This is a genomic window from Streptomyces sp. NBC_01549 (genome assembly GCF_026339955.1).
GTDB lineage: Bacteria > Actinomycetota > Actinomycetes > Streptomycetales > Streptomycetaceae > Streptomyces.
In genome coordinates, this window is record NZ_JAPEPW010000001.1 from 6,313,814 (window position 1) to 6,336,388 (window position 22,575).

Annotated in this window: 16 protein-coding genes; 8 read left to right on the forward strand and 8 right to left on the reverse strand. The window is 70.3% G+C overall.

The features are described from left to right. Genes OG819_RS28220 through OG819_RS28230 form a run of 3 tightly spaced genes read left to right on the forward strand, consistent with a single transcriptional unit; the run spans nt 1 to nt 4,636 of the window. Nucleotides 1-396: a DUF742 domain-containing protein gene (locus OG819_RS28220; protein ID WP_266416629.1), complete on the forward strand. Its 396-nt coding sequence runs from the start codon at nt 1-3 to the stop codon at nt 394-396. Between the two features lie 24 nt (nt 397-420). After that, nucleotides 421-4,050 (forward strand): hydantoinase B/oxoprolinase family protein, encoded by a 3,630-nt coding sequence (locus OG819_RS28225; RefSeq protein WP_266651474.1) that lies wholly within the window; start codon nt 421-423, stop codon nt 4,048-4,050. After that, nucleotides 4,031-4,636 carry an ATP/GTP-binding protein gene (locus OG819_RS28230; protein ID WP_266416634.1) on the forward strand — a complete coding sequence of 202 codons (606 nt, stop codon included), beginning with the start codon at nt 4,031-4,033 and terminating at the stop codon, nt 4,634-4,636. Before OG819_RS28225 ends, OG819_RS28230 begins: the two co-directional genes overlap by 20 nt. 118 nt (nt 4,637-4,754) lie before the next feature. On the opposite strand, the gene glpK is transcribed toward OG819_RS28230, so the two are convergent. The 5 genes from glpK to OG819_RS28255 all read right to left on the reverse strand — a co-directional run bounded on the left by glpK (nt 4,755) and on the right by OG819_RS28255 (nt 10,936). Then, a complete protein-coding gene (gene glpK, locus OG819_RS28235) occupies nt 4,755-6,275 on the reverse strand; it encodes a glycerol kinase GlpK (RefSeq protein ID WP_266651475.1) in 1,521 nt (506 codons plus the stop codon). A gap of 56 nt (nt 6,276-6,331) precedes the next feature. Next, complete coding sequence (locus OG819_RS28240) at nt 6,332-7,072, reverse strand: MIP/aquaporin family protein (RefSeq protein ID WP_266651476.1); 741 nt, start codon at nt 7,070-7,072, stop codon at nt 6,332-6,334. Between the two features lie 422 nt (nt 7,073-7,494). After that, nucleotides 7,495-9,120 carry a GGDEF domain-containing protein gene (locus tag OG819_RS28245; protein ID WP_266651477.1) on the reverse strand — a complete coding sequence of 542 codons (1,626 nt, stop codon included), beginning with the start codon at nt 9,118-9,120 and terminating at the stop codon, nt 7,495-7,497. Between the two features lie 171 nt (nt 9,121-9,291). Continuing rightward, complete coding sequence (locus OG819_RS28250) at nt 9,292-10,482, reverse strand: lipid-transfer protein (protein ID WP_266651478.1); 1,191 nt, start codon at nt 10,480-10,482, stop codon at nt 9,292-9,294. A gap of 28 nt (nt 10,483-10,510) precedes the next feature. Next, complete coding sequence (locus OG819_RS28255) at nt 10,511-10,936, reverse strand: zinc ribbon domain-containing protein (RefSeq protein WP_266652867.1); 426 nt, start codon at nt 10,934-10,936, stop codon at nt 10,511-10,513. A 288-nt stretch (nt 10,937-11,224) separates the two neighbouring features. On the opposite strand from OG819_RS28255, the gene OG819_RS28260 reads away from it, so the two are divergent. Both OG819_RS28260 and OG819_RS28265 read left to right on the forward strand, forming a co-directional pair. Further along, the gene (locus OG819_RS28260) at nt 11,225-12,034 is read left to right on the forward strand and encodes a M15 family metallopeptidase (RefSeq protein ID WP_266651479.1); all 810 of its coding nucleotides are present in this window, start codon (nt 11,225-11,227) and stop codon (nt 12,032-12,034) included. A gap of 128 nt (nt 12,035-12,162) precedes the next feature. Further along, nucleotides 12,163-12,696, forward strand: coding sequence for an NUDIX domain-containing protein (locus tag OG819_RS28265; RefSeq protein WP_266416646.1), 534 nt, complete (start codon nt 12,163-12,165; stop codon nt 12,694-12,696). 28 nt (nt 12,697-12,724) lie between these two features. Here OG819_RS28265 and OG819_RS28270 read toward each other — a convergent pair whose 3' ends face one another. After that, nucleotides 12,725-15,091 carry a TIM-barrel domain-containing protein gene (locus OG819_RS28270; protein ID WP_266651480.1) on the reverse strand — a complete coding sequence of 789 codons (2,367 nt, stop codon included), beginning with the start codon at nt 15,089-15,091 and terminating at the stop codon, nt 12,725-12,727. 204 nt (nt 15,092-15,295) lie between these two features. Between OG819_RS28270 and OG819_RS28275 the strand changes: the two genes are divergently transcribed. Then, nucleotides 15,296-17,263, forward strand: a complete 1,968-nt coding sequence (locus tag OG819_RS28275; RefSeq protein WP_266651481.1) for an acetoacetate--CoA ligase — start codon at nt 15,296-15,298, stop codon at nt 17,261-17,263. On the opposite strand, the gene OG819_RS28280 is transcribed toward OG819_RS28275, so the two are convergent. Then, nucleotides 17,264-18,583 (reverse strand): aminotransferase class I/II-fold pyridoxal phosphate-dependent enzyme, encoded by a 1,320-nt coding sequence (locus OG819_RS28280; protein WP_266651482.1) that lies wholly within the window; start codon nt 18,581-18,583, stop codon nt 17,264-17,266. A 114-nt stretch (nt 18,584-18,697) separates the two neighbouring features. Between OG819_RS28280 and OG819_RS28285 the strand changes: the two genes are divergently transcribed. Beyond that, the gene (locus tag OG819_RS28285) at nt 18,698-19,906 is read left to right on the forward strand and encodes an MFS transporter (protein WP_266651483.1); all 1,209 of its coding nucleotides are present in this window, start codon (nt 18,698-18,700) and stop codon (nt 19,904-19,906) included. Between the two features lie 22 nt (nt 19,907-19,928). Next, complete coding sequence (locus OG819_RS28290; RefSeq protein ID WP_266622963.1) at nt 19,929-20,822, forward strand: hypothetical protein; 894 nt, start codon at nt 19,929-19,931, stop codon at nt 20,820-20,822. 68 nt (nt 20,823-20,890) lie between these two features. On the opposite strand, the gene ptsP is transcribed toward OG819_RS28290, so the two are convergent. After that, nucleotides 20,891-22,561, reverse strand: a complete 1,671-nt coding sequence (gene ptsP, locus OG819_RS28295; RefSeq protein ID WP_266416662.1) for a phosphoenolpyruvate--protein phosphotransferase — start codon at nt 22,559-22,561, stop codon at nt 20,891-20,893. Between the last annotated feature and the right edge of the window lie 14 nt (nt 22,562-22,575).

Consider the following 22,575-nt stretch of genomic DNA (forward strand, 5'->3'; position numbering starts at 1 on the left):
ATGAGCGGAGACGGTCGGGGAAAACGCCACTGGTTCGACGACGACGCCGGACCGGTGGTCCGTCCCTATGCCATGACACGCGGGCGCACCACCAGTCCGGCCCAGCATCGCCTCGATCTGATCGCGGTGGTCGTCACAGAGCCTCACGCGGACGATCCCGAAGCCGACCATTCGCTGTCCCCGGAACACGTGGACATCGTGGAACTTTGCCGTGACACCCCCCAGTCGGTCGCCGAGCTCGCCGCCGAGCTCGACCTGCCCATCGGAGTGGTCCGGGTCCTCATCGGGGACCTCGTGGCCGAGGAAATGGTCCATGTGACACGTCCCGTACCCCCTGCCGAGCTGCCGGACGAGAGTATTCTGCGCGACGTGATCAGCGGCCTCCGGGCGCTCTGAGCTGGGCGGAAGCGGGGAACAGACGTGACAGGCTGGCAGTTCTGGGTCGACCGAGGCGGCACCTTCACCGACATCGTCGCGCGGCGCCCGGACGGCCGCCTGCTCATGCACAAACTGCTGTCCGAGAACCGGGCGAGGTACGCCGACGCGGCGGTTGCGGGCGTCCGCGAACTCCTCGGCAGCGGCGAGGACGCCCAGGGCGCACGGATCGACGCCGTCCGCATGGGAACCACCGTCGCCACCAACGCCCTCCTGGAACGCAAGGGAGAGCGCACCCTTCTCGTCGTCACCCGTGGCTTCCGCGACGCCCTGCGCATCGCCTACCAGAACCGCCCCCACATCTTCGCCCGCGCGATCGAGCTCCCCGAGCTGCTGTACGAACGCGTGGTCGAGGTCGACGAGCGGATCGCCGCCGACGGCACGGTCGTGCGCGCCCCCGACCTGGAGACCCTCGCCGGGCCCCTCCAGGAGGCGTACGACTCCGGGATCCGGGCCGTCGCCGTCGTCTGCATGCACAGTCATCTCCATCCCGCCCATGAACAGGCCGTCGGAGAGCTGGCGGCACGCACCGGCTTCCCGCAGATCTCGCTCTCGAGCGAGGTCAGCCCGCTGATGAAATTCGTCCCGCGCGGTGACACCGCCGTCGTCGACGCCTACCTGTCGCCCGTGCTGCGCCGCTACGTCCAGCAGGTCGCCGATGAACTCCAGGGCGTGCGCCTGATGTTCATGCAGTCCAACGGTGGCCTCGCCGAAGCGGGTCAGTTCCGCGGCAAGGACGCCATCCTGTCCGGCCCGGCCGGCGGCATCGTCGGCATGGCCCGGATGTCGCAGCTGGCCGGCTTCGACCGCGTCATCGGCTTCGACATGGGCGGCACCTCCACGGACGTCTCGCACTTCGCGGGCGAGTACGAGCGGGTCTTCACCACCCGGATCGCGGGGGTCCGGCTGCGGGCGCCCATGCTGGACATCCACACCGTCGCCGCGGGCGGCGGCTCGGTGCTCCACTTCGACGGCTCCCGCTACCGCGTGGGCCCCGACTCGGCCGGCGCCGATCCCGGCCCCGCCTGCTACCGGGGTGGCGGCCCGCTCACCGTCACGGACGCCAACGTCGCACTCGGCCGCATCCAGCCCGCCCACTTCCCCCGGGTGTTCGGCCCCGACGGCGACCAGTCGCTCGACGACACGCTCGTCCGTGAACGATTCGCGGCCCTCGCGCGCGAGATCCGTGAGAAGACCGGCGACGACCGTACCCCGGAGCAGGTCGCGGAGGGTTACCTGCAGATCGCCGTGGCCAACATCGCCAACGCCGTCAAGCGGATCTCGGTCCAGAAGGGCCACGACGTCACCCGGTACGCGCTCACCACCTTCGGCGGCGCGGGCGGCCAGCACGCGTGCATGGTCGCCGACTCGCTCGGCATCCGCACGGTCCTCGTCCCGCCCATGGCAGGCGTCCTGTCCGCCCTCGGCATCGGACTCGCCGACACGACGGCCATGCGCGAGCAGTCCGTGGAGGCACCCCTTGAGGCCTCTGCCATGCCCGGCATCCTCAAGACCGCCGAGGACCTGGAGGGCGCCGCCCGAGGGGAACTCCTCGCCGAGGACGTGCCCGAGGACCGCATCCGCGTCACCCGCCGCGCCCAACTCCGCTACGACGGAACGGACACGGTGCTCACCGTCGAACTCACCGAGCCCGACACCATGACCCACACCTTCGAAGAACGCCATCGCGCCACCTACTCCTTCACCCTCGACCGCCCGGTCGTCGTGGAAGCCCTCTCCGTAGAAGCCACCGGTCTCACCGAACCCCCCGATCTGTCCGCCCTGACCACCTCTTCGTCCGCTCGCGGCGCGACGGAGACGGTCAGCCTCCACACGGGCGGCGCCTGGCGCGACGTACCCCTGCACCGGCGCGAGGAACTGCCCCCCGCCGAAACGGTCACCGGTCCCGCGATCATCACCGAGGCCAGCGCGACGACCGTCGTCGACGACGGCTGGCGGGCCGCGATGACCGACGACGGGCATCTGGTCATGGAACGCGTGGCGGTTACTCAGAGTTCCGATCTCGGCACAGAAGCGGACCCGGTTCTCCTCGAGGTCTTCAACAACCTCTTCATGTCCATCGCCGAACAGATGGGTGCCCGTCTGGAGTCGACGGCCCAGTCGGTCAACATCAAGGAGCGTCTGGACTTCTCCTGCGCGCTCTTCGACCCCGACGGGAGCCTTGTCGCCAACGCCCCTCATATCCCCGTCCACCTGGGCTCCATGGGCACGAGCGTGCAGGAGGTCATCCGGCGACGCGGCGACAGCATGCGCCCGGGTGACACGTACGCGGTCAACGACCCGTACCACGGCGGCACCCACCTCCCCGACATCACCGTGATCACCCCGGTCTTCGACACGGAGGGTGAGCGCATCCTGTTCTACGTCGCCTCGCGCGGTCACCACGCCGAGATCGGCGGCATCGCCCCGGGCTCCATGCCGGCGAACAGCCGCACCATCGAGGAAGAGGGCATCCTCTTCGACAACTGGCTGCTCGCCGAGAACGGCCGCTTCCGCGAGGCCGAGACGCTCCGCCTGCTCACCGAGGCGCCCTACCCCTCGCGCAATCCGAAGACCAACCTCGCCGACCTGCGTGCCCAGATCGCGGCCAACCAGAAGGGCGTCGACGAAGTCGCCCGCATGATCGAGAACTTCGGCCTCGACGTCGTCCAGGCCTACATGCGGCACGTACAGGACAACGCGGAGGAAGCCGTACGCCGTGTCATCGACGCACTGGAAGACGGTGAGTTCGCCTACGAGACCGACTCTGGGGCGGTCATCCGTGTCCGTGTCTGCGTAGACCGCGAAAAACGCTCCGCCACCGTCGACTTCACGGGCACTTCCCCGCAGCTCACCACCAACTTCAACGCACCTTTCGCGGTGGTCAACGCCGCAGTCCTGTACGTCTTCCGCACCCTGGTCGCCGACGACATCCCGCTCAACGACGGCTGTCTGCGCCCGCTGGACATCGTGGTGCCGCGCGGTTCGATGCTCGCTCCCGAGCCCCCGGCCGCCGTGGTCGCGGGCAATGTGGAGACCTCTCAGGCGATCACCGGCGCGCTGTACGGAGCCCTGCGTGTGCAGGCCGAGGGATCCGGAACGATGAACAACGTCACCTTCGGCAATGAGCGGTACCAGTACTACGAGACGGTGGCCTCCGGGTCCGGCGCCGGCGACGGCTTCCCCGGCGCCTCCGTCGTGCAGACCCACATGACCAACTCGCGGCTCACCGACCCCGAGATCCTGGAGTGGCGACTGCCGGTCCGGCTCGACGAGTTCGCGGTCCGACCGGGCAGCGGTGGCGCGGGGCGCTGGAGCGGCGGGGACGGGGCCGTGCGCCGTATCCGGTTCCACCAGCCCATGACCGTCTCCACGCTGTCCCAGCACCGCAGGGTCCCGCCCTACGGCATGGCCGGCGGCGAGCCCGGAGCGCTCGGCGCCAACCGGGTGGAGCGCGCGGACGGCACGGTCACGGAACTTGGCGCAAGTGATACGGCGGACGTCGGCCCCGGCGACGTACTTGTCATCGAAACCCCCGGCGGCGGGGGCTACGGCCCACCGTCGCACGACCCCCATCAAGCAGGAGAAGAGATCGATGATCTTCGGGCGTTCTGAGCGCGGCAAGCCCCCGGTCGAGCCCGTCACGCTCAAGATCCTGGTGGCTGGTGGCTTCGGGGTGGGCAAGACGACTCTGGTGGGTGCGGTCAGCGAGATCAAACCGCTGCGTACCGAGGAAGTGCTCACCGAGGCGGGCCGCCCGGTCGACGACACCAGCGGTGTGGAGGGCAAGCACACCACCACGGTCGCCATGGACTTCGGCCGCATCACGCTCCGCGAGGACCTGGTGCTCTACCTCTTCGGGACGCCCGGACAGGACCGCTTCTGGTTCTTGTGGGACGAGCTCGCCTCCGGCTCCCTGGGCGCCGTGGTACTCGCCGACACGCGCCGCCTGGAGGACTGTTTCGCGGCTGTCGACTACTTCGAGCGGCGCTCCATACCGTTCGTGATGGGCGTCAACTGCTTCGAGGGATCGGCCCGATACCCGGTCGACGACGTCCGTCAGGCGCTCGACCTCGACGACGACGTTCCGGTCGTGCTGTGCGACGCGAGAGACCGGGAGTCGGCCAAGGAGGTCCTCATCGAGGTCGTCCAGCACGCGATGGCGTACGGAGCCGACCGGCGCGAACCGGTCACCACCTGACCCGCGCTTACGGTCCGAACCGCGGATACGGCCCGTACCCCCGCCGACCGGGGTACGAGCCGCAGTCCCGCACGCGCGTGTGGCTCACGCGAGACACACGCACGCGTGGACCCCTGTTTCAGCTGACGTCGCCCTCGTGCCAGCCGAAGCTCTTCTCCACCGCCTTGCGCCAGTTGTGGTACTCACGGTCGCGCACGGAGGCCTCCATGGACGGTGTCCACTCGACGTCCTTGCGCCAGTGCGACTTCAGCTCGTCGAGGTCGTTCCACACACCGGTCGCGAGCCCGGCCGCGTAGGCCGCCCCCAGACATGTCGTCTCGGACACCCGGGGACGGATCACCGGCACCCCCAGGACGTCCGCCTGGTGCTGCATCAGCAGGTTGTTCTTGGTCATGCCGCCGTCCACCTTCAGGGTGGTGATCTGCACGCCGGAGTCCTGGAACATGGCGTCCACGACCTCACGGGTCTGCCAGCTCGTCGCCTCCAGGACCGCGCGGGCGAGGTGTGCCTTGGTGACGTACCGGGTGAGACCGGTGACGACCCCGCGCGCGTCGGAGCGCCAGTAGGGTGCGAACAGGCCGGAGAACGCGGGCACGATGTACGCGCCGCCGTTGTCGTCGACGCTCGCGGCCAGCGTCTCGATCTCGTCGGCGCTGCGGATGATGCCGAGCTGGTCGCGGAACCACTGCACCAGGGCGCCGGTGATCGCGATCGATCCCTCGAGGCAGTAGACGGGCGCCTCGCCGCCGATCTTGTAGCCCATGGTCGTCAGCAGCCCGTTCTTCGACGGGACCGGCCGGTTGCCGGTGTTGAGCAGCAGGAAACTGCCGGTGCCGTAGGTGTTCTTGGCCGTGCCCACGTCATAGCAGGCCTGCCCGAAGACCGCCGCCTGCTGGTCGCCGAGCGCCGAGGCGACGGGGACGCCCGCCAGCTGGCCCACGGCGGTGCCGTACACCTCGGCCGACGACCTGATCTCGGGCAGTACGGCCTCGGGGACGTTCATCGCCGCGAGGATGGACGGGTCCCACTGAAGGGTCTCCAGGTTCATCAGCATGGTGCGTCCGGCGTTGGTGACGTCGGTGACGTGCCGCCCGCCGTCCGTGCCGCCGGTCAGGTTCCAGATCAGCCAGGAGTCGATGGTGCCGAAGGCGATCTCGCCGCGCTCGGCACGCGCGCGCAGCCCCGGCACGTTGTCGAGCAGCCAGGCCGCCTTGGGGCCGGAGAAGTAGCTGGCCAGCGGCAGTCCGGTCTGTTCGCGGAAGCGGTCCTGGCCGTCCGTGCCGCCCAGCTCGTTGCAGAGCGCCGAGGTCCGGGTGTCCTGCCAGACGATCGCGTTGTGCACGGGCTTGCCGGTGGCCCGGTCCCACAGGACCGTCGTCTCACGCTGATTGGTGATGCCGAGCGCGCTCAGCTGGTCGGCGCGCAGCCCGGCCTTGGCGATCGCTCCCGCGACCACCGCCTGCACCTTGGACCAGATCTCGGTGGCGTCGTGCTCCACCCAGCCCGGCTTGGGGAAGATCTGGCGGTGCTCGCGCTGGTCGACGGCGACGATCGCGCCGCCCCGGTCGAAGATGATGCAGCGGCTGGAGGTGGTGCCCTGGTCGATTGCGGCGACGTACTTCTCGGCGTTCTCCGTCATGACGTCCCCTTACGTCTTCTTCGTCAGAAGCGTGCGTGAGAAAGGCTGCGTTCTCGTCAGAAGGCTGCGTTGTAGATCGCGGCCCCGATGGCGGCACCAGCGATCGGGCCGACCACCGGGATCCAGGAGTAACTCCACTCCGAGGTGCCCTTGTTGGGAATCGGGAGCAATGCGTGGGTGAGGCGCGGTCCCAGGTCACGGGCCGGATTGATGGCGTACCCGGTGGGGCCGCCCAGAGAGAGTCCGATACCGACCACGAGGAACGCGATGAGCTGGACGGGCAGTCCCGCGTCACCGATTCCCGCCACGTGTTTGTGGCCGCCGACCATGGCCAGAATGGGCAGCATCAGGCCGATGGTGGCGATGGTCTCGGTGATGAGGTTCTGCACGGGATGGTCGATTTCTGGCCTGGTCGAGAAGATGCCCAGCGTCTCGATCGCCTTGTCCTCGTCGGCGTTGAGGTTGAACTGGCCGAGGTAGAGCAGCCAGCAGAGCACGGCGCCGACGACGGCGCCCGCGAACTGGCCCAGAATGTAGAAGGGCACGTCCTCCCACTTCGTCGAGCCCTCGATGGCGAAACCGATGGTCACGGCCGGGTTGATCTGACCGCCGGACAGCGGTGCCGCGGTGTAGGCACCGGCGAGCACGCCGAAACCCCAGCCGAACGCGATGACGACCCAGCCGGCACCCTGCGCCTTGGACTTGTTGAGGGTGACCGCGGCACAGACGCCCGCGCCGAACAGAATCAGAATCGCAGTGCCGATCAACTCGCCGACAAGAATGTCGCCGTTGCTCATGGCGGCTCCTAGGCCTCGCCCGGAGCGGTCCGCTCCGGGCCACCGTGTGGGGTGCGTTTCCCATGGCTACTTCAGCCGAGGGCAGGGAGGTCCCGCGCCCCGCCCGGCGTCCGTGACGAGCGTGCCGTCGCAGCGGAATCGCCCGTGGGGGACGGCCTGCGGAACAGGTCGAAAACCCGAGCGGCGCGGTGCTTGAAGACGCCCGAATGCGGCGATGCCGACTGACATCCGGAAGTGTTCACCGGTGCCCAGGGGGCGTCAAGGTCGGCGACGGCAACGGTTGAGGGCCGCGAACGAGCCACGATCGGGGCACGGTACGGGCCTGCCCGATGTACCTGCCTCGGGCAGACCGTCTCCCGACCCTCACCCGTCACAAGGGCCCCGGGCCGCATGGTCGTCGCCCAGGGCTCCCGGCCCGTCGCTCAACCGGCCTGCGCCCGCTCCGCCCCCGAACCACGCAGGACCTCATGACCCGGCAGTCCCGCCTGTCCCAGCACCCAACTCGCCCCGCTCAGCGCCTTCGCGGCCCGCTTGAGCGGTGCCAGACAGGCCGCCGCCTGTCGGTGGTCGCTCACGCTGCCCGGCGCGCACAGGATCGTGGCCAGCGACAATGTGACAGGACATCCGCCCGCCGACCAGGGTGCGTCAAGCACCGAACCGGCCAGCGGACCGAGAGTCTCCGGGTCCGCGAGGACCAGGAAGTCGTCGCCGCCGATGTGCCCCACGCGGGTCGCCCCGGAAGCGGCGTGCTGCAGCGCCCGCCCGACCGCCCGGATCAGTTCGTCGCCCGCCGCGAAGCCCGCTCCGTCGTTGACCTGCTTGAAGTGGTCGACATCGAGCCAACTGAGCGCGAAGATCAAGCCGTCGGCGATCCGCCGGTCCACCTCGCCGGTGATCGCGTCCGAACCGGGCAGCCTGGTCAACGGGTTGAGCCCGGCCGCCTCTTCGACCCGGCTCTCGGAGAGTGCTCGTACGAGATCGGCAAGGCGTACGACTCCCACGCACCGCCCGTAGTGATCGACGACCGCGACATCGTCCGACGTACGGTCCCGCTCGCCGTCCGCGACCACGTCGAGGACCTCCCACGCGGTCGCGTCGACGCCGACCGTACGCGGCGGATCGCCGAGCTTGGCGGCCGGCCGGTCGGCGTACAGGGCATGCCCGTACCGCCCCGACATCGACAGCAGGAACCGTGACCGGTGCACCGAGCGGACCGGGATCCCGGAGGGGTCCACGAGCAGTACACCGGACACGTCGGACGATCCGGTGAGCAGCGCCCGCACCTGCCCGGCGGACGCCGTCGCGGGCAGTAGTGCGGCGGGCCGCACGAACTGCCGTACCGACGGCCCCGACCGGGGCGCCACCGCGAGGCCGGGGGAGAGAGCCGGAACGTATACGTCCGCGACGGGCAGCCGAGCCGGCGGTGCGAACAGCTCGCGCTGCGCCAGCTGCGCCCCCGCCGACACCGCGGCCGCGCACTGCAGCTCCGTCTCGACGCCCTCCACGGACAGCAGTGCGCCCAACTGCTCGCACAGTGTCCGCATCGCCCGGACCGCCGCCGGCCGCGCCAGCAGGGACGCGTCGAGCTTCATCAGCTCGGGCGCGAGGTCCGTGAGCAGCCGCAGGGGTACGTCACCGTCGCCCACCCCGTCGGCGCAGATCCGGAAGCCCTCGCTCCGCACGGTGGACACCGCCTCGAGCAGGGCGTGGTGCGGCACATGCGTGTACGGCGGACCGACGTCGATCGTCACTTCCCACGGCAGCCGACCGGCCTCCCGCACGGCGTCGCGCAGCGCCGCGAGCCTTCCGAGATCGGCCAGTGTCCCGGCGAAGACATTCACGTGCAGCGGCAGCATCGTCTCCCTGTGGGCCGCCGCGCGGATCGCCAACGCCGCCAGTCGGCCGTCGAGTTCGGGGTCGCGGCGGGCCTGCGCCAGGATGTCACCGGACTCGGGACGGGCGAGTATCTCCAGCGCCGCAACCCCTCCGGTCGTCAGATTGACGACCGGCTGGAAGGCGAAGCGGACAGTATCCGTCCAGGAGGGCACGGGAGCATACTGGCCGCGCCCGCGTACGCCCGGGCGCGATTCACGAGCTGTTCACGCAGCATTCCGAGGTCGTCACACCGAGTGCGGACGCGGCGGGGACGAGCGTCCGTTGACGGCGGTCGTCGCAGCGCACGACGGTCCTCGACGCGGTGCGCTCGGCCGGCCGCCGACTCAGCGGACGGCGATGACCGACGAGCCGTGTCCGAACAGCCCCTGGTTCGCCGTGATTCCCACGCGCGCGCTCGCGACCTGCCGGTCACCCGCGTCTCCGCGCAGCTGCCATGTCAGCTCGCACACCTGGGCTATGGCCTGCGCCGGAACGGCCTCTCCGAAGGAGGCCAGTCCGCCGCTGACGTTCACCGGTATGCGCCCGCCCAGCGTCGTGGCACCCTCCCGCAGTAGCTTGGCGGCCTCGCCCTCCCCGCACAGCCCCAGATCCTCGTACCACTGCAGTTCCAGGGCTGTGGACAGGTCGTACACCTCGGCGAGCGAGAGGTCCTCGGGACCGATGCCCGCTTCCTCGTACGCCGCCCGAGCGATCGAGGCCCGGAAGGTGCCGACCGCGGGCTCCACCGCGACAGCGGAGTCCGTGGCGATGTCCGGGAGATCGAGCACGGTGTTGGGGTAGCGCGGTGTCACCGTCGACACCGCTCGGATCCGTACGGGGTCCGCCGTCCCGTGCCGTCGCGCGAAGTCCATGCTCGACAGCACGAGGGCGGCGCCCCCGTCGGAGGTCGCGCAGATGTCGAGCAGCCGCAACGGGTCGGCGACGACGGCGGAACCCGCCACATCCTCGGCGGTGACCCTCTTGCGGTACCGCGCGTTCGGATTCAACGCCCCCAGGGCGGCGTTCTTCACCTTGACCTGCGCGAAGTCCTCCAAGGTGTCCCCGTGCACGGCCATCCGCCGCCTCGCGTACAGCCCGAAGTACGTCGGATTCGTCGCTCCGAGGACCCGGAACCGCAGCCAGTCGGGATCGTCCGGCCTGTCTCCGCCCGCCGGGCGGAAGAATCCCTTGGGCGCCGCGTCGGCACCGACCACGAGGACCACGTCCGCGAGGCCCGAAAGGATCTGTGCCCGCGCCGTGTTGACAGCTTGCGCCCCCGACGCGCACGCGGCGTACACACTCGTGACCCGCGCTCCCTGCCAGCCGAGCGCCTTCGCGAACGTCGCTCCCGCCACGTACCCCGGATAGCCGGCGCGGACGGTGTCCGCGCCCACGATCGAGCCGACGTCCCGCCAGTCGATCCCCGCGTCGGCCAGCGCCGCGCGCGCCGCCGCGACCCCGTATTCGACGAAACCGCGCCCCCACTTGCCCCACGGGTGCATGCCCGCGCCGAGCACCGCCACCTCATCGCTCATGCCCTCACCCCCGTCCGCCACATGCCCTTCATGCCGTCACCCCCGTCGGCCGCCAGTGCCACGTCGTCCAGGTCGTCTCCTCGTCCTCGTTCAGGACGCCGGGGACGACCTCCACCTCCATGCCCACCGCCAGGTCGGAGACGGTGATTCCGGGAACCGTCTGTCCGAGTACGACGATCCGCTCGGATTCCAGCTCCACAGCGATCAACGCATAGGGTTCCCACGAGAGTTCCGTATCGGTCACATACGGTGACGGAGGCCGGTACCGGCTGTCGGTGTACGACCAGACGCAACCGCGTCGGGACAGCGGCATCTCGGTCAGCTCGCCGCCCCGGCACCCCGGATTTCGGCAGAAGGCGTCCTCGCGGGGGAAGAAGACCGAGGTGCACGCGGAGCAGCGCGTGCCGAGGAGATGGAAGTCGTCCCCGTCCCCGGCGAACCATCCGGTGACCACAGGTGTGCGTGTACGCGACAAGACCCCTCCACGGCAGTGGATCTGACGGAACGTCAGAAGTGTGCCACGGGCACCGGGAAATGGGCAGCGCGACGGGGAGAACCATGCAGGCCTAGTGGGCGTCGGAGTATCGGGAGGTACGGCCGGGGCCCACGGGGGTGGTTCCGGCCGTACCCCCCAGGCCGGCTCTGGGCGCCCTTGAGCAGTCCCGGAGTTTCTCACTCGATGGTGTCCGACCGTATGCGATCCCTTCCCCGACGGACCCCGCGCCTGATAGATGCAAGGGACATGACACGACTCTCCACCGCCGTGCGCGGTCTGGTGACCACGCTCGCCGCCTTACTGGCCGTGACCGCCGCCTCCGCCACCGCCCGGGCGACACCCGAGCCGAAGGCTCCCGAGGACTTCGTGGCCCTGAGATCCGTGGACCCGACGATCATCCAGGAGATGCGCTACTTCACGCCGCACAACTTCGTGGGCGAGCGCATCGACGGCTACCAGCAGCCGATCTGCATCCTCACCCGGCCCGCCGCCGAGGCCCTCCACAAGGCTCAGGTGACACTGCTGCACCAGGGCTACACCCTCAAGGTGTACGACTGTTACCGGCCGCAGCGCGCCGTCGACCACTTCGTGCGCTGGGCCGAGGACCTCGACGACCAGGCGATGAAGCCCGAGTTCTATCCGCAGGTCGACAAGACCCGGCTGTTCGAGGACGGTTACATCGCGGAGAAATCCGGGCACAGCCGCGGCTCGACGATGGACCTCACGATCGTGCGGCTCCCGGCGAAGCCGACCCGACCGTACGTCCCCGGAGAACCCCTCGTGCCCTGCTACGGGCCCAAGGCCGAGCGCTTCCCTGACAACTCCGTGGACATGGGCACCGGCTTCGACTGCTTCGACACCCTCGCCCACACGCTGGACCCACGCGTCCAGGGCGTGCAGCGAGCCAACCGGTTGCTCCTGAAGAGCACGCTCGAAGACCTCGGATTCGTCAACCTCGCCGAGGAGTGGTGGCACTACACGTACAAGCCCGAGCCCCACCCCGACACGTACTTCGACTTCCCCGTGTCCAAGAAGTCACTGACTTCGTCCCCCTGAGCCGGGTCGGTCCGCCCCGTGACGGCGGGGCGGACCCGCATCGCAAGACGCACATGGAGAGGCGCCCGGACCCGCACCTCATGAGCCACCCGAAGACGAGCCCGGAGTGATCGGCTACAGTCCGCGGCGTGTCCGCAACCCCGCACCCACCCGCCGACTTCGCGCCGGACTCGCACTGTTCGAGCTGCGGAGCACCCTACGGAGAGGGCAACTCCGGATGGCCCCGCACCTGCGCCGTCTGCGGCAGCGTGGCCTACCGCAATCCGCTGCCGGTCGCGGTGGCCCTGCAGCCCGTCTACGACGACAGGGGCACCGCCCTGGTCGTCATCACCCGGACCATCGCCCCCGCGCGCGGGGGCATCGCGCTGCCCGGAGGGTTCATCGACCACCGAGAAGACTGGCGGCACGCCGTCGCCAGGGAACTCAAGGAGGAGACGGGAATCGACGTGGCGAGCCGCGAGGTCCGGCTCGCCGACGCGATGAGCTCTCCCGCCGGTCACCTGCTCCTCTTCGGGCTCCTCCCGGAGCGCCCGGCCGCCGAACTGCCGCCGTCCGCCGCCACGGACGAGACGGAGGGCTGGCATCTGTTGCGCCGGCCCGCCGAGCTCGCCTTCCCGCTGCACACCCTGGCCGCGCGGGCATGGTTCGAGGGACGGTACTGAGGGGACCGCACGGGGTGCTCACAGGCCGTTACCGCGCCCCGAGGCCCCGCACCCGGACCAGACGCTCCGGCTCGCTCGGTCCGCCCTCCCCGTCCCGCCGGACCACCACGCGCTGCCCCTCCCAGCGCGTCACATAGCGTTCGAGTTCGGGCTCGTCCCAGCCGTCGCCGAGGTCCGGCACAGCGAGCCCGCCCCCGACCCGCCCGCGCGCCGGAGCCCACGCCTCCAGCTCCAGGCCGCCGTCGTCGCCCCGAACGGGAACGACGGCACCCGCGCGCGCCAGCACCGGAATCCGTGACAAAGGGGCGTCGAGCAAGACCTGGGCCGGCCCCTCGTACACCTCCTCCGTGACCGTGTCGTACCAACGCCCCCGAGGCAGCTGCACCGCACGACGGTCGGCCCCGTGGTCCAACACCGGTGCCACCAGGAGGCAGTCACCGAGCATGAAGGCGTCCTCGCAGTCCCTGAGCGACCGGTCCTCGGGCGCCGCCCACCACAGGGGCCGCACATAGGGTGCGCCGGTGCGGCGGGCCAGCTGTGCCAGCGTCATGAAGTACGGGAGCAGCCGCCGCCGCTCGACGAGAGCCGCGCGCGCGTGCTCCAGCACGTCGTCACCGAACTCCCAGGGCTCCCGGCGCCCAGCCCGCAGACTCGCGTGCGTGCGGAACAGCGGCAGATACGCGCCGAGCTGGAACCACCGCAGGTACAGCTCGGGCGAAGGGCTGCCGTCGAAACCCCCCACGTCGGGACCCGAGTACGGCACCCCGCACAGCCCGAGCCCCATCACCAGCGACAGCGAGGCACGCAGCCCGGGCCAGCCGGTGGCCACGTCTCCGGACCAGGTCCCTCCGTAGCGTTGCATTCCGGCCCACCCGGAGCGCGAGAAGAGGAACGGCCGCTCCTGGGGATCCAGCTCGCGCAGGCCCTCGTACGCGGCCCGAGCCATGCCCAGTGCGTACACGTTGTGCGCCTCGCGATGGTCACCGTCGCGTCCATCCAGGGAGTGCCGAGCCGATCTCGGCAGCGTCGACTCCCCGAACGCCGTGAACGACGTCGGCTCGTTCATGTCGTGCCAGAAGCCCGCGAACCCCTGCGCCAGCCGCTCCTCGTAGAGGCCGCCCCACCACTGCCGCACGCGCGCGTGCGTGAAGTCCGGATAGACCGACTCCCCGGGCCACGCGACACCCCGCACCAGTCGGCCCGAGGCATCCTCTACGAAGGCGTCCTCGGCGACGCCGCTGTCGTACACCGCGTTGCCCGGCTCGGCCTTGACCGCCGGGTCGACGATCGACACCAGCCGGATGCCGTCGCGGCGCAGTTCCTCGGCGAGCGCCGGCAGCTTCGGAAAGCGCTCCCGGTCCACCGTGAACACCTGGTGCGCGTCGTAGTGATCGATGTCCAGGTGGACCGCGTCGAGCGGCAGGCCGCGCTCCTGATAGCCCGCGACGATCCGCCGCACCTCCTGCTCGCTGCCGAAGCCCCAGCGCGCGTGATGGTGCCCCAGGGCCCACGCGGGCGGCAGCGCGGGCGCCCCCGTGAGCGAGACCCAGGCGTGCAGCACACGCGCGGGGGTGCCCACCATCACCCAACAGCGCAGCGGGCCGCCGTCCATCCGCAGCTCGCACGTCCCGGCCCGGTCGTGCCCAGACCCCGCGCCCTCCTCTCCCTCGCGCAGGCTCACCGTGCCGTCCCAGGAGGTGTCGTGGAACACGAGATGGGTGCCCGCATCGGAGACCACCATCTGCACGGGCATCGTGATGTACAGCGGATCGTCGCCCGGTGCGAAGGGGTGCCCGGGATCCGTGTTCCACAGCCGGTACGCACCGTCGCGCAGCCTGGGACCGGCCGCACGCCCGCCCAGGCCGAAGAACCGTGCGTCGGCGGCGACTTCGGAGCGCTGCATCCAGCGCGCCGCGCCCCCGTCGACCGGTTCCCACCAACGGGGTGGCAGATCACGGCGCAGGATCACACCACCGGGGGTCCGCACCTCGACGGCACCGTGCCGGGAGACGACGACCGTCACCCGTTCGGCGACCACCCGCCAGCCGCCGTCCTTGTCGGGCTCCAGGACGGCGCGCGGGTCCGGCTCCGGGCAGCGGCCCGCGAGCGCGTACGACGGCTCAGGACCGGCCCCGTCCCAGCCCCAGAACACCGCCCCGCTCACCGCGACCGTGATCTTCAACTCGGACCGCGTGAACCGGACGACCCCACCCCCGGGCCCCGGCTCCACCCCCTGCACCAGGCCCGGCACCCGCGCGCGCTCGGCCCCCCGGCGCGGCAGCCCGGCGGCGTCGGCACGCCACCTTCGCCATCCGGCCCGCACGGTGAGCAACCCCTGGGCCGCCCCCGTCGAACCGACCGTCTTCACCGAACGCACCAGGTCACGACCGTCCATGCTGCTCACCCTGCCATTGCCTGCGCCAAATGAGTGAGCCGTTCAACTGCCGTTCACCCGTGGTGGGGGCACATCTTCACGCGGACGACCATCTACGGCACACCCTGGTGCGGAAGTCGATCACATGGCATCGTCCGTGTCAGCCGCGTGACGCGCACACCCCAGCTCGTGCGCGACCGACGCCCACAGTCCGGGAGCAGCCGCATGTCCACCGCGAACCCCTCAGCGCTCTGGCAGCCCGACCCAGAGCGCATCGCCCAGGCGCAGGTCACGAAGTTCCAGGCCTGGGCGGCCGAGCACCACGGAGCCCCGTCCGACGGCGGCTACCCGGCGTTGCACAGCTGGTCGGTACGGGAACTGGACGCGTTCTGGAAGGCCGTCACCGAGTGGTTCGACGTACGGTTTTCGACCCCCTACGCGCGCGTGCTCGGCGACCGCTCGATGCCCGGCGCCGAGTGGTTTCCCGGGGCGACCCTGAACTACGCCGAGCACGCCCTGCGCGCGGCCGAGACCCGCACGGACGAACCGGCGCTCCTCTACGTCGACGAGACCCATGAGGCGACCCCGGTGAGCTGGTCCGAGCTGCGCCGCCAGGTCGGCTCCCTGGCCGCCGAGCTGCGCGCCCTCGGAGTACGCCCGGGAGACCGCGTCAGCGGCTATCTCCCGAACATTCCGCAGGCCGTGGCCGCCCTGCTCGCCACGGCCGCCGTGGGGGCCGTGTGGACGTCCTGCGCCCCCGATTTCGGCGCGCGCAGTGTCCTCGACCGCTTCCAGCAGGTCGAACCCGTCGTGCTCTTCACGGTCGACGGCTACCGCTATGGCGGCAAGGAGCACGACCGCCGGGACGTGGTCGCCGAGCTGCGCCGCGAACTGCCGACCCTGCGTGCCGTCGTCCACATCCCGATGCTCGGCACCGAAGCCCCCGAAGGCGCCCTGGACTGGTCCGAGCTGACCTCGGCGGACGTGGCGCCCGTCTTCGAGCAGGTCCCCTTCGACCACCCTCTGTGGGTGCTGTACTCCTCCGGTACGACCGGCCTCCCCAAGGCCATCGTCCAGTCCCAGGGAGGCATCCTCGTCGAGCACCTCAAGCAACTGGGCCTGCACTGCGACCTCGGTCCCGAGGACCGCTTCTTCTGGTACACGTCCACCGGCTGGATGATGTGGAACTTCCTCGTCTCCGGCCTGCTCACGGGCGCCACGATCGTCCTCTACGACGGCAGCCCCGGCTACCCGGACACGGCCGCCCAGTGGCGGATCGCCGAACGCACGGGAGCGACCCTCTTCGGCACGTCCGCCGCGTATGTGATGGCTTGCCGCAAGGCGGGTGTCCACCCCTCCCGGGACTTCGACCTCACGCGCGTGCAGTGTGTCGCGACGACCGGCTCGCCCCTGCCGCCGGACGGCTTCCGCTGGCTGCACGACGAGGTCCGCGACGACCTGTGGATCGCCTCCGTCAGCGGTGGCACGGACGTGTGCTCCTGCTTCGCGGGAGCGGTTCCGACGCTCCCGGTGTACATCGGGGAACTCCAGGCCCCCGGCCTCGGCACCGACCTCCAGTCCTGGGACCCCGGCGGCAAGCCCCTGACCGACGAGGTCGGTGAGCTGGTGGTCACCAACCCGATGCCGTCCATGCCCATCCGTTTCTGGAACGATCCCGACGGCAGCCGCTACCACGACAGCTACTTCGACACGTATCCCGGCGTCTGGCGCCACGGTGACTGGGTCACCGTCACCTCGCGTGGTTCCGTCGTCATCCACGGTCGCTCGGACTCGACGCTCAACCGCCAGGGGGTGCGCATGGGGTCGGCCGACATCTACGAAGCCGTCGAACGCCTCCCCGAGATCAAGGAGTCGCTCGTCATCGGCATCGAACAGCCCGACGGCGGCTACTGGATGCCCCTCTTCGTCCACCTCGCCCCCGGAGCCGCGCTCGACGAGGCCCTTCTGAACCGCATCAAGCAGACCATCCGCGAACAGCTCTCCCCGCGTCACGTTCCCGACGAGGTCATCGAGGTCCCCGGCGTCCCGCACACCCTCACGGGCAAACGCATCGAGGTCCCCGTCAAGCGCCTTCTCCAGGGAGCCCCTTTGGAGAAGGCGGTCAACGTCAGCTCCGTGGACAACGTCGAGCTGCTGCACTTCTACGAAGAGCTGGCTCGCAAGCGCGGCTGATCAACCTCCGTAGGTGGCCTCGGACTCACCGAGCACGACAGCGAAGTCCGAGGCCAGGCGCACCGCGTCGGTGGGTTCGAGTTCCGCGACCGAGATCCGTACACCGGGCGGGGAAGCGAGCCTGAACCGCGCACCCGCAGCGACCCACCACCCGTGGGACCGCAGCCCATTGACGACGGCCGACTCGTCCCGCACCGGTACCCAGACATTCATTCCGCTCACGGAATGAGCCTCGATGCCACGCTCCGCGAACTCGTGGAGCAGTGTGTTCCGCCGCAGCGCGTACGTTTCTTCGGCGCGCGCGACCAACGCGCGTGTGTCGTCGTCCGTCATCAGCCCGTACACCGTCTCCTGGAGGAGGTGGCTGACCCAGCCGGAGGTGAGCAGCATCCGGCCGTCGTGCCGGGCCAGCGTGATCGGATCGCAAGCCGCCGCCGCCCACCGCAGGTCCGTCCCCAGGAACTTGCTCACGGTCCGTACGTGCACCCAGCGCGTCAGACCGCCCGCGGCCAACGTGTGAAGAGGCGCATCGGCGACGGCGGACGCATGGTCGTTCTCCACCACCAGCACATCGGGCTCTTCCCGGAGTGCGGCGACCAGAGCGTCCCGGCGCTCCGCCGAGAAGCGACCGCCGTACGGATTCTGCCCCCGTGGACTGCACACCACCGCTCGTACGCCGGCCCGTAGCGCGTCTCGCAGGGCCTCGGGCCGCATCCCCTGGTCGTCCACCGCGACCGGGACCGTACGCAGCCCCAGAGCCGTGACCAGGTCCAGCAGATGGTGGTAGCCGGGGTCTTCCATGGCGACGGCGTCACCGGGGCGCAACTCCACCGACAGCAGCCGCCCGATCAGATCGAGCGCGCCATGTGCGAAGGTCACGTGGTCCGTCGGCACACCGTCCGGTCCCAGCCAGTCGCGCACCGCGTCCTCCAACCGCGCCAGACGCGGAGTGCTGCGGTGCGACCGCGCGCCGGGGGAGAGCCGCGAGGGCGGTACCAGGCGCGGAAGCAGCCGCGGGTCAGGATGGCCGCCCGCCAAGTCCCGTAGCCCGTCCGGCACTTTCGGGGGTCTCCGTGACGCCACCGCGGGAGCCGCGGCGACCACGGTCCCGCCCCGCCCGCGCGTCACGACGATCCCGCGCCGCCGCAGTTCCTTGTACGCCGTCGCGACCGTTCCCGGGCTCACCCCGAGTTGGTCGGCAAGCCCGCGCACCGGAGGCAGCGCCGCACCCGGCCCCAACGCGCCTTCGGCCACGCCTCGTTCGACGGACGAGGCAATTCCCTTGGCCGTCGTACCACCGATCCCATATTGTGTTGCCACATTGCCAAGTATGTATCAATACAAAAATGGAAGCAAGGGGGAACGGTGGGCCCGATCAGTCGCGCAGCCGCCGCATGGTCGTCACGCATTCCAGGAGGCCCCGACGGCCGGAGAATGCTCTGGATCGCCCTCGTCGACCGGACCGGCAGCGGCCTGTGGGCAGCCGTCTCGGTCCTGTACTTCACCTACGTCACCGGCCTGTCCGTGGCACAGGTCGGTACCCTCGCCGCGGTCTCGGGGGCCATCGGTATCGCCGGCGCACCACTCGGCGGCCGCATCGCCGACCGCCTGCCCCTGACCCGCGTCCTGATCTTCCTGCAGATCCTGCGAGCCCTGGCCTCCCTCGCACTGCTCACCACCGACAACTACGCCCTGCTGCTGGCCTTCTCGGCCGCCGGCAGCTTCGGCGACCGGGCCGCCAATGTGCTCACCAAGCTGTACGCCACCCGCGTCTCGGGACCCGACCGCGTCCGCTACCAGGCCGTCACCAGAACCGTCGCCAACGCCGGATGGGCCCTGGGCGGCCTCACCGCCGCGGCCGCCCTCACCGTCGGCACCACCACCGCCTACCAATGGCTCCTGACAGGAGACGCCCTGTCGTTCGTCGCCGCGGCCCTCCTCACCGTGCGCTGCGCCGAACCGCCGTCCCCCGCACGCACGATCGCCACGTCCAAGGACCCGGTCCCCACCACCAAGCCGGCCAACCCATGGCGCGACCGCGGCTACCTCGCGTACGTCGCCACCGAGACCGTCCTCTTCCTCGACGACGCCGTGTTCAAGGTCGGCCTGCCACTCTGGATCGCCCACTCCGACCAGGCACCACACGGGCTCGCCCCGCTGCTCATGGTCCTCAACAACGTGATGGTCGTGGCCCTTCAGGTGCCCCTGGCCCGCTTCGGCGCCACGACGGCCGCCGCGCGCTCCCTGCTGCTACCCCTCTCCGGGGCCTTCGCTCTCGGCGGCGTCGCCATGACGCTCTCGGCCACAGGCGGAGTCATCACCACCGCGCTGTTCCTCACGACCTCGGCCATCGCCTTCACCGTGGCGGAGATGCTGCACGCCACCGTCTCCTGGGAACTCTCCGTCGCCCTCGCGCCCGGGACGGCCCAGGGCGCCTACCTCGGCGTCCATGGACTGGCGCAGTCCGCCCAGCGAAGCATTGGACCACTAGCCGTCACCGCAGCCATCGCGACCGGCCCGCTCGGCTGGACGGTCTTCGGCACCACCATCGCTGTGACCTGCGTGTTTCAGCACCGTATGGTGCGCGACCACCTCTCCAGCCCCGCGTTGTCAGTGCCTCCAGTTACTGTGAGTGAGCATTGATCGACTGTGCACAGGGGGAAACATGGCGCACACCGAGCACCAGACCATGCGACGCGTCCTGCGTCGTGAAATCGCCGGCACCATCGGTCTGCTGACCGACGAGCACGACTTCACGGCGATGCGGCGCTACCGCACCTTCACGTTCAAGGACCACACGACCTACCTCCAGCAGGTGGAATCCCTGCTCAAGACCCTGGCAGCCCAGGGCAGCCACACCACGGTCGCGCTCTTCGACCCAGAGGAATACGCGGAGTTCTGCACCCACAACGGCCTGGAACCCGACGCCGTCACCAGCCGTACACGCTTCACCGCGGAACTCGCCGCCTCCGGGCCCACCGTTCCGTACGAAGGACAGCCCCTCGACGAACTCGTTCCCGACCTCGTCGACGAAGCCGTCCGCAAAGCGACCTGGGAGTACGCGACCACGCTCCTGGCCCGCATCGGCAACTGCGCATCCTGCGGAGAGGACATCGGACGGGCGGCCTTCGCCCGCGCCACGCACCTGCTCACCCGCGTCCTCGACACCGCGAGCCCCGGCGAGCGCCATCTCGTGTGCAGCGTTTTCGCGGCACCCGAAACACTCGTCGCGGTGCTGCGGGCCGACGACGACGCCGAGGGCACCACCCGCCTCGACGAGGCGGAAGCCCTCGAATTCACCACCGTCCTCGCCTTGGGCCTCGCCACCGGCAGCGCCGGAGGCCTGGTCATGCGCACCACCGCCCCCGGCATGACCGACCGCGTCTACGGATGGCGACTGCGCGGAGAAGGCCTGGAACCCCTCACCGCAGGCGAGGTCTTCGACGCCTACTGCACCGATGTCGTGTCCGGAGACCTGGTCTCCCCGGAGTCCGGCGTCGACTACTGCGTACCACCCGACCTCGGAAGCGGAGAAGAGGCGCCAGGCCACGCGCACTGAACGCGAAGGGGCGCCCCACCCGCAGGTGGAGCGCCCCTTCGCAACCGTCGCCCGACGAACCGTCCCGGCTACTCGCCGGACAGCACCGCCTGAGCCGCCGTGCGCGCCTCCTCGGCCGTGTCCGTGGCACGCGCGGCCGCGGCAGCGCGCTCGCACTGCGCCAGCGTGTACTTGGCGAGTGTCGCCCGGACATAGGGAATCGACGCGGCACCCATCGACAAGGAGGTGACACCCAGACCGGTCAGCACACACGCGAGCAGCGGATCGGACGCGGCCTCACCGCAGACACCACAGCTCTTGCCCTCGGCCTTCGCCGCCTCGGCGGACAGGGCGACCAGGTCGAGCAGCGCGGGCTGCCACGGGTCCTGCAGACGGGACACCGCGCCCACCTGCCGGTCGGCGGCGAAGGTGTACTGCGCGAGGTCGTTGGTCCCCAGCGACAGGAACTCGACCTCCTGCAGGATCGAGCGAGCCCGCAGCGCGGCCGACGGAATCTCGACCATCGCGCCGAACTTCGCCTTCAGCCCGGCGGCGCGGCACGCGTCCGCGAACGCCTTGGCGTCGACGCGGTCGGCGACCATCGGCGCCATGACCTCGAGGTAGACCGGCAGCCCCTCCACAGCCTTCGCGAGCGCCGTCAGCTGCGTACGCAGGACGTCGGGGTGGTCGAGCAGGGTGCGCAGACCCCGCACACCCAGTGCCGGGTTCGGCTCGTCGGCAGGAGTGAGGAAGTCCAGCGGCTTGTCCGCGCCCGCGTCCAGCACCCGCACCACGACACGTCCCTCGGGGAACGCCTCGAGCACCTTGCGGTACGCATCGACCTGCTTCTCCTCGGACGGCGCCTGCTTGCTGTCGTCCAGGAAGAGGAACTCGGTACGGAACAGACCGACGCCCTCGGCTCCCGCCTCGACAGCGGCCGGCACATCGGCGGGACCGCCGACATTGGCCAGCAGCGGCACCTTGTGACCGTCGGAGGTGGCACCAGGTCCGGTCGAGGCAGACAGAGCCGCCTTGCGCTCGGCCGCCGCGGCCTCCAGCTGCGCCCGCTTCTCGGCGCTCGGCTCCACGAAGATCTCGCCAGTGCTGCCGTCCACGGCGATCACCGTGCCTTCGGCGAGCTCACCGGCGCCGGGGAGCGCGACGACCGCGGGCACTCCGAGTGCCCGAGCCAGGATCGCGCTGTGGCTGGTCGGGCCGCCCTCCTCGGTGACGAAGCCGAGGACGAGGGTGGGGTCGAGCAGCGCCGTGTCCGCGGGCGCGAGGTCACGAGCAATAAGGACGTACGGCTCGTCGCTGTCCGGGACGCCCGGCATGGGCACCCCGAGCAGCCGGGCGACGATACGGTTTCGCACGTCGTCGAGGTCGGCCACGCGACCGGCGAGGTACTCACCGGCACCCGCCAGCAGCGCGCGGTACGAGGCGAACGCGTCGTAGACCGCTCGCTCGGCCGTGCTGCCGACCGCGATACGCCGATCCACGTCCGCCATCAACTCGGGGTCCTGGGCCATCATGGCCTGCGCCTCGAGCACGGCCTGGGCTTCGCCCCCCGCCAGATTGCCGCGCGCCATCAGATCGGCCGCCACAGCCTCGACGGCCTTGCGGGCGCGCCCCTGTTCGCGCTCCGCGTCCTCCACCGGGATCTGCTTGGCAGGCGGCTCAAGCACCGCCGTTCCCATGTGCCGAACCTCGCCGATCGCCACACCGTGGCTCACGCCGACGCCTCGCAGCGTTGTCTCCATCTCACCCGTCTCCG

Bases quoted from the DNA above. Each gene is read 5' to 3' on its own strand.
- OG819_RS28220 (WP_266416629.1), top strand. From the start codon at position 1: ATGAGCGGAGACGGTCGGGGAAAACGCCACTGGTTCGACGACGACGCC.
- OG819_RS28230 (WP_266416634.1), top strand. From the start codon at position 4,031: ATGATCTTCGGGCGTTCTGAGCGCGGCAAGCCCCCGGTCGAGCCCGTC.
- glpK (WP_266651475.1), bottom strand. From the start codon at position 6,275: ATGACGGAGAACGCCGAGAAGTACGTCGCCGCAATCGACCAGGGCACC.
- OG819_RS28240 (WP_266651476.1), bottom strand. From the start codon at position 7,072: ATGAGCAACGGCGACATTCTTGTCGGCGAGTTGATCGGCACTGCGATT.
- OG819_RS28250 (WP_266651478.1), bottom strand. From the start codon at position 10,482: ATGAGCGATGAGGTGGCGGTGCTCGGCGCGGGCATGCACCCGTGGGGC.
- OG819_RS28260 (WP_266651479.1), top strand. From the start codon at position 11,225: ATGACACGACTCTCCACCGCCGTGCGCGGTCTGGTGACCACGCTCGCC.
- OG819_RS28270 (WP_266651480.1), bottom strand. From the start codon at position 15,091: ATGGACGGTCGTGACCTGGTGCGTTCGGTGAAGACGGTCGGTTCGACG.
- OG819_RS28275 (WP_266651481.1), top strand. From the start codon at position 15,296: ATGTCCACCGCGAACCCCTCAGCGCTCTGGCAGCCCGACCCAGAGCGC.
- OG819_RS28285 (WP_266651483.1), top strand. From the start codon at position 18,698: ATGCTCTGGATCGCCCTCGTCGACCGGACCGGCAGCGGCCTGTGGGCA.
- OG819_RS28290 (WP_266622963.1), top strand. From the start codon at position 19,929: ATGGCGCACACCGAGCACCAGACCATGCGACGCGTCCTGCGTCGTGAA.
- ptsP (WP_266416662.1), bottom strand. From the start codon at position 22,561: ATGGAGACAACGCTGCGAGGCGTCGGCGTGAGCCACGGTGTGGCGATC.